This window comes from Prauserella cavernicola (assembly GCF_016595675.1).
GTDB lineage: Bacteria > Actinomycetota > Actinomycetes > Mycobacteriales > Pseudonocardiaceae > Prauserella_A > Prauserella_A cavernicola.
The window spans coordinates 511,795-525,701 of sequence record NZ_JAENJH010000004.1; the positions used below are offsets into that span (position 1 = coordinate 511,795).

The 13,907-nt window shown below is 70.6% G+C and carries 5 protein-coding genes and 2 pseudogenes; 6 read left to right on the top strand and 1 reads right to left on the bottom strand.

The window, feature by feature from the left end:
* Nucleotides 1-10: 10 nt before the first annotated feature.
* From JHE00_RS36210 to JHE00_RS19945, 6 genes and pseudogenes are all read left to right on the top strand, one after another.
* Nucleotides 11-4,984, top strand: a pseudogene (locus JHE00_RS36210) (type I polyketide synthase); the annotation flags it as partial.
* Between the two features lie 183 nt (nt 4,985-5,167).
* Nucleotides 5,168-8,722: pseudogene (locus JHE00_RS36215) on the top strand (type I polyketide synthase); the annotation flags it as partial.
* 110 nt (nt 8,723-8,832) lie between these two features.
* Nucleotides 8,833-10,338, top strand: a complete 1,506-nt coding sequence (locus JHE00_RS19930) for an ABC transporter ATP-binding protein (RefSeq protein WP_200320195.1) — start codon at nt 8,833-8,835, stop codon at nt 10,336-10,338.
* Nucleotides 10,335-11,801 (top strand): ABC transporter ATP-binding protein, encoded by a 1,467-nt coding sequence (locus tag JHE00_RS19935; protein WP_200320197.1) that lies wholly within the window; start codon nt 10,335-10,337, stop codon nt 11,799-11,801. The genes JHE00_RS19930 and JHE00_RS19935 overlap by 4 nt, the downstream gene beginning before the upstream one ends.
* Nucleotides 11,802-12,011: 210 nt before the next feature.
* Nucleotides 12,012-12,809, top strand: coding sequence for an FkbM family methyltransferase (locus JHE00_RS19940; RefSeq protein ID WP_200320199.1), 798 nt, complete (start codon nt 12,012-12,014; stop codon nt 12,807-12,809).
* Between the two features lie 69 nt (nt 12,810-12,878).
* A complete protein-coding gene (locus JHE00_RS19945; protein ID WP_200320201.1) occupies nt 12,879-13,220 on the top strand; it encodes a hypothetical protein in 342 nt (113 codons plus the stop codon).
* Between the two features lie 19 nt (nt 13,221-13,239).
* Here the strand turns inward: JHE00_RS19945 and JHE00_RS19950 are convergent, their stop codons facing one another.
* A complete protein-coding gene (locus tag JHE00_RS19950) occupies nt 13,240-13,839 on the bottom strand; it encodes a TetR family C-terminal domain-containing protein (protein WP_200320203.1) in 600 nt (199 codons plus the stop codon).
* Between the last annotated feature and the right edge of the window lie 68 nt (nt 13,840-13,907).

Genomic DNA, 13,907 nt, shown 5'->3' on the forward strand with positions numbered 1-13,907 from the left:
CGTCGGGTACCTGAAGCGGGTCACGGCGGATCTCAAACGCACCCGGCAACGGGTCCGCGATCTGGAGGACGCGGATCGCGAGCCGATCGCGGTCGTCGGGATGAGCTGCCGGTTCCCCGGAGGAGCCGACACACCCGAGGCGTTCTGGCAGCTCATCCGCGACGGCCGGGACGCCATCGGGGACTTTCCCTCCGACCGAGGCTGGCCCGCGTTCCAGGACGGACCGCGCAGGCAGGGCGGCTTTCTGCACTCGGCCACCGAGTTCGCGGCCGGGTTCTTCGGGATCGCCCCGCGTGAGGCGATCGAGATGGACCCGCAGCAGCGGATGGTCCTGGAGACGAGTTGGGAGGCGTTCGAGGACGCGGGGCTCGACCCGACCGTCCTGCGTGGCAGCCGGGTCGGGGTGTTCCTCGGGGTCAACGGCTCCGACTACGGTGCCCTGCTCACCCGGTCCGGCCACGAGTCGCACGGCCACGTGCTCACCGGGACCACTGCCAGCGTAGTGTCCGGCCGCATTTCCTACGTGTACGGCTTCGAAGGGCCCGCGGTCACGGTGGATACCGCGTGCTCGTCCTCGCTGGTCGCCCTGCACCTCGCCGCACGGGCGCTGCGGGCCGGTGACTGCGGGCTCGCCCTGGTCGGCGGGGTGACGGTGATGTCGACGCCCGGCGTGTTCGCCGAGTTCGGGCGGCAGGGCGGACTGGCGGCGGACGGCCGGTGCAAGGCGTTCGCGGACTCCGCGGACGGCACCTCGTGGGGTGAGGGCGCCGGGGTACTGCTGGTGGAGCGGCTGTCGGACGCACGGCGCCTGGGGCACCGGGTGCTGGCGGTCGTGCGCGGATCGGCGGTGAACCAGGACGGCGCGTCGAACGGGCTGACCGCGCCGAGCGGTCCCTCCCAGCAACGGGTGATCAACCAGGCGCTGGACGACGCGGGCCTGCGATCCGGCGACGTGGATCTGGTCGAAGCGCACGGCACCGGAACCTCGCTGGGGGATCCGATCGAGGCGCAGGCCCTGCTCGCCACCTACGGGCAGGGCCGGGATGGCGCCGAGCCGGTGCTGCTCGGATCGGTCAAGTCGAACATCGGCCATACACAGGCCGCAGCGGGCGCTGCGGGGCTGATCAAGGTGATCCAGGCGCTGCGGCACGCCGAGGTGCCCCCGACGTTGCACGTGACCGAACGTTCATCCAAAGTGGACTGGAATTCCGGGGCGGTCCGGATCAGCGTTGAGAGCGGGCCGTGGCCGCGGGTGCAGCGGCCACGGCGGGCAGGTGTGTCGGCGTTCGGTATCAGCGGGACGAACGCCCACGTCGTAGTGGAACAGGCGCCGGACACGGAAATCGCTACGGCGCAGGAGACCGGCCCGGTGCCGTGGCTGCTCTCGGCGAAATCGGAAAGCGAGCTGAGCGGCCAGATCGAGTCGTTCGCCGGGTACGCGGCCGCGGGCGCGGACGTGGCCGGCGTGGCGACGGGCCTGGTCACTACCCGCGCCCGGTTCGAACACCGCGCCGTGGCCGTGGCCGCGGACGCGGCAGGTTTCGCCAAGGCACTCGACGCCGGGCGGCTGGTGCGCGGGACCGCGCACCAGCGCGTCCGGATCGCGGTCGTGTTCTCCGGCCAGGGCGCGCAGTGGGCGGGCATGGCGCGGGAGTGGTACGACGACCACGCCGTGTTCGCCCGGGTTTTCGACGAGATCTGCGCGCTCGCGGACGAGCGGCTCGAATCGCCGCTCGCCGAGGTCGTCTTCGCCGCCGACGGCGACAGCCTGGACCGCACCGAGTACACGCAGATCGCGCTGTTCGCGGTGGAAGTGGCGGCGCTGCGCACTCTCGCATCGTGGGGGGTGCGGCCCGATCTGCTGCTCGGCCACTCCGTCGGCGAGATCGCCGCCACCCATGTCGCGGGCGCGTTGTCGCTGGCCGACGCGGTGACCCTGGCCGTCGAGCGCGGAAGGCTGATGCAGCACCTGCCCGAGGGTGGTGCAATGGCGGCGATCGAGGCCGGCGCGGCCACTGTCACCGCGTGGCTGCGTGAAACCGGGGACGACCGGATCGCGCTGGCCGCGGTCAACGGACCCGGTGCCGTGGTCGTGTCCGGCCCCGACGACATCGTGGGGCGGGTGGTCGACCTCGCCGAGGGCGCGGGGCACCGCGCCTCGCGGTTGCGTGTCAGTCACGCCTTCCACTCGCCGCTGATGGATCCGATGCTCGACCGGTTTCGCACCGTTCTCGCCGGACTGGACTGGGGCGAGGCGACGATCCCGGTAATCTCCACGGTCACCGGGGATCGCATCGCACCGGCGGAACTGGCCTCGCCCGAGTACTGGCTCGACCACGCCCGCCGGACCGTCCGGTTCGAGGACGCGGTGCGCCGTGCCGAGGACGACGCGGACGTGTTCCTGGAGGTGGGCCCGCACGCCGCGCTGACCGGCGCGATCGAGGACAGCCTGCGGCACAACAAGGCGGTCGTCACATCGATCGCCCACCGCAAACGCCCCCAGGCGGAGACACTCCTGCGCGCGGTGGTGACCCTGTGGGTACACGGCGCCGAGATCGACTGGAACGCGCTGCTGCCCGCGGCGTCGCCCAGCCGGGACCTGCCCACCTACCCTTTCACCCGGCGGCGGTTCTGGCCGAGTGGGACCCGCCGTGTGGGCGATCTGACCTCGGCCGGCCTGTCCGGCCTGGATCATCCGCTCCTCGGTGCGACCGTGCACCTGGCGGGCGGCGATACGCAGCTGTTTACCGGGCGGCTCTCGGTCGCCGACCTGCCCTGGCTCGCCGACCACGCCATTCTGGGCCGGATTCTGGTGCCGGGCACGGCTTTCGTCGAGTTCGCGCTGCACGCGGGCAGGCAGGTCGGATGTGCCGGGCTGCGGGACCTGACCCTGGAGACGCCGCTGGAACTGGACGCGGTGGCAGCCGTGCAGGTGCAGGTGCTCATCGGAGAAGCGGACGCCCACGGCGCCCGTGCGCTGACCATCCACTCGCGACCCGACGCCGGGCACGCGCCCTGGACCCGTCATGCCGAAGGGGTTCTCGTGCCCGGGACGGGCGTTGCCCGCGCGGCCGACTTCGGCGCGTTGACGGCCGCGACCTGGCCGCCGCAGGGGGCCGAGCCCGTCGAGCTCACCGATTTCTATGCCGCCATCGCGGAACAGGGGTATGCCTACGGGCCGGCTTTCCAGGGACTGCAACGGGTTTGGCGGCGCGGCGGCGATGTGTTCGCCGAGGCTGCGCTGCCCGAGGCCCTCGCGTCCGAGGCCGGCGCGTTCGGCATGCACCCCGCACTGCTCGACGCCGCGCTGCACGCCCTGGGCTTCGCGACCGAGGACGACACGGCGCGGGTGCCCTTCGCCTGGTCCGGTGCGCAGATCTGGGCCGCGGGCGCGCGTTCGGTGCGGGTCTGGCTGTCGGTGGCCGGATCCTCCGCGCGGGTACGGGTCACCGACGCCACGGGACGGGCACTACTCGGTGTGGACGAACTGGTGCTGCGTTCGGCCACCGCCGCTGCGGCCCGCGGAGCGGACGAGGCGTTGTTCGCCCTGCGCTGGGACCGGTGGGCGGATCTCGCCGGTGGCGAGGCCCTGTCGCGATGGGAATCCGGCCAGGTGCCGCAGGACGCGGAGTTCGCGCTGCTCGACTGTGCCCGGTTCACCGCGGGCGAGGGCGGACCGGCCGACGACGCGCTCGCGGCCGTCGCGTCGGTCGCCGCGAGCGTGCGGGAGTGGGCGCACGATGCGTCCGCATGCCGCCTGGTGATCCGGACGCGGCGAGGTGCCGCGGTCGGCGACGGGCAGATCGATCCGGTGCAGGCCGCCGTGCTGGGGTTCGCCCGGTCGGCCCGGTCCGAGCATCCGGACCGGTTCCTGCTTCTCGACACCGATGCCGATACCGAGGTGGGATCGGACGTCCTGCGCGAAATGGTGGCGGCGGCCGAGCCCGAGGGTGCGGTGCGCGGTGGCACCGTGTTCGTGCCGCGTTTGGTCCGGCCGAACCCGGATGTCGGACCGGCCCCGGCCCTGCGGGGGACCGTGCTGGTCACCGGCGGAACCGGCGTGGTCGGTTCCACGCTCGCGCGGCATCTCGTGCGTGAGCGCGGGGTGCGGGACCTGGTGGTGGCGAGCCGGAGCGGAGTGGAGACCGAAGAGCTGGCGCAGCTTCGGCACGAGGGCGCCACCGTGCGCAGCGTCGCCTGTGACGTGGGCGACCGCGAAGCGCTGGCCGCACTGCTGGACACCCTTCCGCGGCTGTGCGGCGTCGTGCACGCGGCGGGGGTGCTCGACGACGGCACGGTCGTGTCGATGACCTCCGAGAGCATCGCGGAAGTATTCCGGCCCAAGGTGAATGCCGCCTGGCACCTGCACGAGCTGACCCGTGAGCTCGACCTCGAGCTGTTCGTGCTGTGTTCCTCGGCGGCAGGTATGTTCGGGGCACAGGGACAGGCGAACTACGCCGCCGCCAACGGTTTTCTCGACGCGCTCGCACACCACCGCCACGGGCTCGGCCTGGCCGCGCACTCGCTGGCGTGGGGGCTGTGGGCCGAAGTCAGCACCATGACCGGCAAACTCGGGGACGCCGACCGCGGCCGGCTGAGCCGCGGTGGCGTGCGCGGAATGCCGGAGGCCGAATGCACCGCGCTGTTCGACGCCGCGACGGCCAGGCCCGGACCCGTGCTGATGCCCGCTTGGCTCGACCTGAGCGCGAACGCTGAGCCGCCCGCCATCCTGCGTGCCCTCGTCACGCCGCGCCGGGCCGTTGCGCCGAGCGAACCCGAGCCGGACTGGCACGAGCGCGTGGCCGGCATGAGCCCTGACGATCGTGCCGCGGCGCTGGTGCGCATCGTGTGCGAACACGTCGCGGTGGTCCTGGCCTACGACGACGCCGAGGACATCACCCCCACACAGTCCTTTTCGGACCTCGGGTTCGACTCCCTGAGCGCGGTCGAACTGCGCAACATGCTCGCCGAGACCACCGGGGTCCGGTTGCCCGTCACCCTGGTCTTCGACCACCCGAGCCCGGAGGCGCTCGCCGCTCATCTCGGCACCGAGCTGCTCGGCGCCGAGACGATCTCCGCGCCGGTCACCGTCGCTGGCGGCGGCGACGAGCCGATCGCCATCGTCGGGATGAGCTGCCGTTACCCCGGCGGGGTGGGCTCACCCGAGCAGCTGTGGGAGTTCCTGCTCGCCGGAGGCGAAGGCATCGGACCGTTCCCCGGCGATCGGGGCTGGGACCTCGAGCGGCTCTTCGGCTCGGCGGGCGAGGCGGGCACCACCTACGTCGAGAAGGGCAGTTTCCTTTACGACGCCGCAGGTTTCGACGCGGGCTTCTTCGGCATCGCGCCGCGTGAGGCGATGGCGATGGATCCGCAGCACCGCCTGCTGCTCGAACTGACCTGGGAGGCGCTGGAGAACGCGAACCTCGACGTGCAGCGGTTGCGCGGCAGCCGGACCGGCGTGTTCACCGGCCTGATGTACCACGACTACATCGCCCGACTCAACCATGTGCCGGAGGAGATCGCGGGATATCTGAGCAACGGCAACGCGGGCAGCGTCGCATCCGGCCGGGTCGCCTACACATTCGGTTTCGAAGGCCCCGCGGTCACCGTGGACACCGCGTGCTCGTCGTCACTGGTCGCGCTCGACATGGCGGTGGCCGCACTGCAGCGTGGGGCGTGCGATCTCGCGCTCGCGGGCGGTGCGACGGTGATGGCCACCCCGGCGGCGTTCACCGAGTTCAGCCGTCAGCGCGGACTGGCCGAAGACGCCCGCTGCAAGGCGTTCGCCGCGTCGGCGGACGGGACCGCGTGGGCGGAAGGCGCGGGAATCCTTCTTGTCGAAAGGCTTTCCGACGCCATCGCGAACAGACACGACGTACTGGCGGTGGTGCGGGGTACGGCGGTCAACCAGGACGGTGCCTCCAACGGCATGACCGCGCCCAGCGGTGCGGCGCAGCAGCGGGTGATCCGGCAGGCGCTCGCGGGCGCCGGGCTCCGGCCGGACGAGGTGGACGTGATCGAGGCGCACGGCACCGGGACGCCGCTCGGCGACCCGATCGAGGCGACCGCTCTGCTGGAGACCTACGGCCGCGACCGTGCGAACCCCTTCCTGCTGGGCTCGGTGAAGTCGAACCTCGGTCACACGCAGGCCGCGGCGGGCGTCGCCGGCGTCATGAAGATGGTACTCGCCATGCGGCACGGCATCGTGCCCGCGACACTGCACGTCGACGAGCCCAGCCCGCACGTGGACTGGGCCTCCGGCAACGTGGACCTCGTGACGCGGGCCGTCTCGTGGCCGGATTCCGGAGCGCCGCGCCGCGCCGCGATCTCCGCCTTCGGCATCAGCGGCACCAACGCACACGTGATTCTCCAACAGGCGCCGGATTCGGTGCTCCGTGGCGAGCCTGCCGCGGTCGTCTTCGACACCGAACCCGGTGACGTGGTGCCGTGGACACTGTCGGCGAAGTCCGCGGCGGCCCTGCATGGCCAGGCCGATCGGTTGCGGGAGTTCGCCGATCGGACCAGCCTGCCGGCGGCCGAGGTGGCGGCTGCATTGGCGACCACGCGCACCTGGTTCGACCATCGCGCGGTCGTGCTCGCTGCGGATCTCCCCGGTTTCGGGACCGCGCTGGGCACGCTGGTGCGCGACGAGACCGGTGGCGCGGAACTGATCCAGGGCGTCGTGAAGCGGAAACCGAAGGTCGCGTTCGTGTTCCCGGGTCAGGGCACCGATCCAGCGCACTCGGGTGCCGCGTTCTTCGAGTCCTCTCCGGTCTTCGCCGCGGCTTTCCGGGAGTGCGCCGAAGCGCTCGCCCCGCACGTCGACGGAGACCTCTTCGAGGCGCTCACCCATCCGGACGGCCCCGGACAGGAGCGGCTCAGTGGGCCGGTCTCCTGGGCGGTCATGGTGTCGCTGGCGCGGATGTGGCAGTCGCTGGGCGTGGTCCCGGCCGCGATGCTCGGCTGGGACCACGGCGAGGTCGCGGCGGCCTGCGCGGCCGGCGCGACCTCGTTATCCGACGGCGCGGTCCTGGTGGCTCGTCGGACTGCCGTCGGCCTCGCCGGAGCGAATGAGGACTCGGCGGGGCGTGCCCGCGAGCTGCTGCGCACCGCGATGGCCGAGGTCGCGTTCGGGCCGGGTGAGGTCCCGCTCTACTCGGGCGTGCGGCCAGGACGCATCGATAGCGCGGCCATCGAGGACTACTGGGACACCGACCAGCACAAGCCCGACGAACTCGCCGCCGCGATGGGAGCGCTGCTGGAGGCGGGTATCGACACGGTCGTCGAGCTGGGGCCGTTTCGGGCCTCGGCGTCGCGGACGGCGGAGCTGGCCGGGACGGCGGCGGTCGTCGGAACGTTCGACGGCGAGGGCGGGGAACGCGCCTCGGTGGTGCGCGCGGCGGCGCGGCTGTGGTGCCACGGCGTCGAGATCGAGTGGGGCGCGCTGCTCCCGCGTCCGCGCGGCCGGGTGGAGCTGCCGAACTACGCCTTCCAGCACTCGGCTTACTGGCTGGACGCCCCGGCCGCGCAGGTGGGTTCGGGCCCGGCGGTACCGGCACCGGAGAACATCTCCGCGGAACTGCGCGCGCTGTCCGCCGACGACCGCGGTGCGCGGCTGCTCACCGTCGTGCGCTCCGAACTGGCCGCCGTTCTCGGGTTGGCCGACCTCGAGGAGGTGAACGAGGACACCGACTTCCGCGATCTCGGGGTCGATTCCATGGCCGGCATCGAGCTACGCGACCGGCTCGGCGCGCTGCTCGGCACGCGCCTGTCAGCGACGACGATCTTCGAGTACTCGACGGCGGACCGGTTGCGAGACCATCTCGCGGAGGTGCTGGAGAAGGGGCCGGGCGAAGGCGATGCCGCATTGCCTACCGGCCCCCGGGAAGCCGCTTTCGACAGCGTCGAGGGCCTCTACCGGCGCTCCTATGAGTCCGGACAAGCCAGCACCACCGGGATGGAACTGATCAAGCTGGCGGGCGGCCTTCGGTCCTCGTTCGCCGAAGGAGATGCGGCCGGGCACGCACTGCCGCCGGTCCGGCTGGCCGGCGAGGACACCGGCCGTCCGCCGCTGGTCTGCCTTCCGGCGATTACGGCCACGGCGGGACCCATCCAGTACGTCCAGCTGGCGCAGGCGGCCGATGACGTCCGCGAGGTGCTGGCTCTGACGAACCCGGGTTTTACCGACGGGCAGCAGGTGCCGGACTCGTTCGCCGCGTTCGTCGAATGCCAGCTCGCCGCGCTACGGGAGGCTGTGGGGACCGGACCGTTCGTCCTGCTCGGGCATTCGGCAGGTGGCCTGATCGCGCAAGCCGTCGCCATGCAGGCCGTGCAGCGCGGCCTCGCACCGGCGGCGACGATCCTGATCGACACGTTCCAGTCCGCGGCTCAGTTCTCCGCCCGCACCGCCGAAGCGATGCTCGCGGGTCTGTTCGCCCGCGAGTACATTCTTGGCCCGGAGGCGCTCAGCGGTGAACGGCTGACCGCGATGGGGCGCTACCACTCGCTGCTGGAGGAGTTCACCCCTGCCGAGGTGGACGTGCCGACACTGTTCGTGCGGGCGGCCGATCCGCTGCCCTTCCAGGAAGCGGGTGTGGACGTTGCCTGGCCGTTCCCGCACACCCTCGTCAGCACACCCGGGGACCATTTCACGGTCATGGAGGACCAGATCTCGGGCACCCGCGCAGTCATCGAGGAATGGCTTGCGGCGCAGGGACTTTAACCGGTACACCACGAGCGTGATGAGGAATTCATGAATATTCTGGGCGATAACGGTTCTCGGACAATAGTGCGACTGTCCCGCGGGTTCGGCGGCCGCCCGGTGGCCGGGCGATGAGCGGCGACGGGATCGGCTGGCGGGTACGCACGTCGCTCGTCCTGGAAGCGCTCGGCGCGGTGACCACGGTGGCCTCGCTGGTTCTGGTGGTCGAGGTCTGCCGCCGGCTGCTCGGCGACAGCGGTGGCTCGCCGGCGGTACTGGTCGTGTCGGCCGTCGCGGTGGTGCTCTTCGGTGCCGCCGTGCAGTTCGTCGGCCGCGTACTCAGTCGCGACGCGGGAACGCGTACGCGGGAGGCGCTGCGCGCCGGCGTGGCCTTCCGCCTACGAGCGGCGTTACCCGCGGGAGCGCTGCACGCGAGCTGGCGCGAGCACGGGACGACGCTGGGGCGGGACATTTCCTCGGTCGGCGTGATGGTGGGCCGGGCGACTCCGGAGTTCGTCTCGGCGGTGCTGGTTTTCGTGTTGTCGATCGGCTACCTGTTCTGGGTCGACTGGCTGATGGCACTGGTGACCCTGCTGCCGATCCTGCTGGGATTCGGCGTGTTCGGGTTCATCTCCGTGCGCTACGCCAAGGAGATGAAGGTGGACTACGAAGCCAATGTCTCCGCGCTCGATTCGGCCCGGCCCGTGTTGCCCCTGGGGGAACGGGTCGGCCAGGCCGGCACCCGCGCGAGCGTGGCGGCGCGTACCTTGCGGGCGGCGCGGGAGCTGACCGTCCAGACCGACAGGTTCGGCGAGTACTTCCGGCAGCGCATCGGGGAACTGCTCAGCGGCCGCGCTCTCGCGGAGATCGCGTTCGCGCCTTTGACCGTGCTCGTGTTCGTGCTGTGCGGCGGCGGGTTGCTGGTGCAGGCAGGCTGGCTGCCTGCGGTCGATCTGCTGCCGTTCGTCGTGGTCGGGACCGGACTGGCCGCACCGTTGCTGGCTATCACGTACTACCTTGAGGAGATCGGCGAGGGCAAGCTCGCGGCCACGCGGCTGGGCGCCGTGATCGCGGGGACCCGGGAGGAACCGGAGCCGATCGAGGGGCTCACGGTCCCGGAAACCGGTGTGCTGACAGTGGTCGCGGCCGACCCGCGGGACGCCACCCGAGTGGTCGCGACGACCTCGACCCAAGTTCCCGCGGACCGGATCTGCGTGGTGGACGTCGAACCGGCGGTGGTGCTCGGCGAGATCAGTGCCTACATTGCGGACGGCCGTCCGGCTGAGGCCGAGCGGTGCGCGCGGATCGCGCGGGTGCACGACCTCGTGGCCGCGACACCAAAAGGCTATGAATCCATTGTGGACATCGATGTGCGGCTGTCCCCGGCGGAGTCGCAACGGCTGGCGCTGGCCCGAGCGCTGGCCGCGGACAGCAGGCTGGTGGTGCTCGACGCGCGTGCGCTACCGGCTGACGTGCTCGCCGACGCCGTCGCCGAACTTGCCCCGAAAACCGCGGTCCTGGTCGTGACACCGGACACCGCCGGGGTCGGGACGGGCGAGGTTCGGGTGGTCGTGGACGGCCACCTCGCCGAGTCCGGCACCCATCCGGTTTCCGCCATCGCCGAGGAGTCCCGATGAAAAACGTCCTCACCTCATTCCTGCGGGGCACGGACAGGCGTGCGCTGTCGGCCCTCTCGTTGTCGCTGGTCGCCGGCGCGGTACTGCAGGGAATCGCCTTCGCGTTGATCGTGCCGATCGCGCGGGCTCTCTTCGCGCCCGAGCCGAGGGTGGCGTGGCCCTGGATCGCGGCGCTGGTGGTGGTCGCGGCCGTGCAGTCGGTACTGCATCACCGCAGTGTCCCGATGGGCAACGAGCTGGGCGCCCAACTGGTCACCACGGTCAACCGCACCGTGTCCCAGCGCATCTCGCAGTTGCCCGCGCACCAGCTGGGCGCGGCTCGTTCGGATCGGCTGGCCGCGCTCGACAGCAGTGCCATCGTCGTGCTGATGGGGCTGCCGGCGCACGTGTTGCGCCCGTTGGTCGCGGCGGTGGTGACCCCCATGTCGGTGATCGTCATTGCGGTCTTCGCCGCCCCGGCGGCGGCAATGCTGATCGCGGTCGCCTGGATCGTGTCGCTGGTCCTTGCGTTCGCGGCGGCCAGGATGCTCACGGCGACGACGGAACCGGATGCCGCGCAGTGGCTGGAGCGCGTCCGTTCGTGGCCGGTTCAGCCCCCCGCCGGTGCCGCCCGGCGGATCTCGTCGATTGTGTTGCCCGCCGCCGGTGAGGTCCTGCTGTGGCGTTCGATCGAGCTCTTGCTGTGCGGGGCGATGGCGGTGAGCGTGTTCGTGGTGACCGACGGCGATCCCGTGACGGCGGTGGCGCTGATCCTGTTGTCCGCGCTCATGGTCCGGCCGACGACGGAAGCGGCCCTGCTGGCGAGCACGGTGCTGAACTCGCGTGAGGTTCTCCGCAACGTCGGTGAACTGCTTGACGGCGACCCAGGGGCGCAGCAGGACTGGCCCGAACACGATGACATCGAGTTCGCCGAGGTCGGCCTGGCGGTGGGCCAGGTGCCGTTCGGTTTCCGCCTGGCCGCAAGGAGTTGCACCGCCTTGCTCGGTGGTTCGGACGGCATTCGGCTCACCCTCGCCGAGCTCGCGACCGGTAATCTCGCGCCGCCGTCGGGCAGAGTTCTCGTGGGCGGGACGCCCATCGCGGACATCGCACCCGGCGAGGTCGAGCGGAACGTGCACTGGGTGGGCCCGGCGGATCCGACGTCCGACGAGCTGGTCGGCTTGCCGGAATCCGAGGTCGCCCTCCGGGCCGCGCAGCGGATGCGGGCGACGGACTCGACCACTCTGTCCGAGTCGGACAGAGCGTGTTTCGGAGTGCTTCGGGCATTCGGCCGGGCGCCGCGGCTCGCGGTCGTGGACCTGACCTCGCTGCACGCGGTGGACTCGGAGCTGGACGAGCTGGTGGCGGAGTTCGCCCGCGAGCGAACGTGCCTGGTGCTGCCGCCCGCCGACGCCGGTGCCCCCGCGTACGCGCAGCGGCTGGTGGTCGAGGACTTGTCCGGGAAGATCGAGGCCCGGTCATGAGAACTTCCGGGCCGGAGGAGCGAAGCGGAAGTCGCGTTGTTGCGATTCTTCACGCGTTTTCCCGAGGTCAGCCTGGTGAAAGAGCCGGAAGGGGAACCCTTGCCCGATGATGATCCGACTCGGCGAGCTGTCGATCCGGCTGCGCCCGCGAAATCGGACCACGTGCACCGGTGGCACACGGAAACGCCCAACACAGGAGAAGGATTCGTCATGCCTGAGCTGACTCTGCAGAACGGGATCACCGTCGACTGCGTCCATATCGGAGAAACGTATTTCCTGCATCGCGAGATCTTCATGGACCGCTGCTATCTGGGGCACGGGATCACGATCCCGCCCGGCGGCGTCGTGTTCGACGTGGGAGCGAACATCGGCATGTTCGCCGTCCAGGCCGCTCTCGAAGCGCCGGATGTGACGGTGTACGCATTCGAGCCCGGTCCCCTTCCTTACGCGGCCTTGGAGGCGAACATCGCGCGGCACGGGGTGAAGGCGGTGGCGGACCGGGCCGCCGTGTCCGACACCGCCGGGTCGCGCAAGTTGATCTACTACCCAGGGGCGACGCTGATCTCGGGGTTCTACCCGGGGCACAAGATAGAAACCGGTACCCAGATCGACGAGGAGTCCAGTGCCGGCATCCGGGAATATCTCGCGTTGCCCGACGACGTCGATGTCAAGGAGCTGGCGGCTGATATGGACGTCAGCCCGGAGACGATCGACACGCGGGTCGTTCGGTTGTCCGACGTGTTCCGGGAACAGGGCGTCACCAAGGTCGATCTGCTCAAGGTCGACGTCGAAAAGGCCGAGCTCGAAGTGCTGCGCGGCGTCGAGGACGACGACTGGGCGAAGATCGGTCAGGTGGTCGTGGAGGTGGAAGACGTGGACGGCTCGCTCGGGATGATCACATCCTTGCTCGCGAGCAAGGGGTTCACGGTGGTGGTCGAAGAGAACTCCATGATCCCCGGCTATGGGGTCTATCTGCTGACCGCGAGGCGTATGAGCGAAGTGAAATAATCTGGCTTGCGGTTGTGGCCGAGACCCGCGCCAGGGCTCGTCGTGCTGAGTCGTTCGTCGTCGCTCGTCGTGTCCGAGGCGACCGTGCCACCGGCGGAGAGCTTCCATCGGATGTTGCGGCGCTGGTGGCAGGGCAATCTCGATCTCGGTGACCAGCTCGTCCAGTGGCGCCGGACGATCGCTGGGATGCCGGAAACGATCGCGCTGCCGGTCTGGCCGGGCTCGTGGAGTACAGCACCGGCCGGTTCGACACCGACACCGCCCTCGCTCGGCCGACGCACCGATCTCCGAGATCGACCTGCTTCGCTGCCTGAGCGTCAAGTCGCGCCGGCGGCCCCGCGGGAGGCCGCGGACCCGAAGGAGACCGCCGTCGTAAGCCGGCTGTTCGGCGAGGTGCTGGACCGCGGATGAGCAGGGTTTCACATGTCGCTCACCCGCGACGGAGCCCTGCCGTGATCGTGCGCAGCGCCGTCGCCGCTTCCCGCTGCGCGCGCTGAGGGTCGGCGTCCGCCCCGGCTGTCATCGCGGCTTCGCACAACGCCCCGAAAAGCACGCGGGCGAGCATGTCCGTGGGCTGCTGGCCGAGTTGGCCGTCCTCGTGCAGCGCCTCCAGCGCGGCCAGGATCACCGGCAGGCCGAGCTCTTCGTCGATCTTCCGGCAGCGCTGTACGCCCAGTGCGCTCGGAGCTTCCTGGAGCAGTGCCCGGTGGGCCGGATCGGCGACCGTCTTCTGCAGGTACGCGGTCAGCGCGGCGTCGAGTTGTGTCCAGGGGTCACGGTGGCGCCGGGCGGCCTGCGCGACCTCGGCCAGCAACTGCTGCTGCCACTCCCGGAAGACCGCTTCGAACAGCTCGGCCTTATCGGTGAAGTGGTGGTACACGGTCCCTTTGCTGACGCGGGCGGCCAACGCGATGTCATCGACGCTGGTCGCGGAGAAGCCACTGCGGGCGAACTGCTTGCCGGCCGCTTCGAGCAACGCGGCTCTCGTGAGCTCCTTGTACTCCTGACGCCGGTTGTTGACAGCCATCATGACTCGCATCATAGTTGCCGACTATGAGTCATTCACCGACTACGAGTCAACGAACCCTCGACACGAGT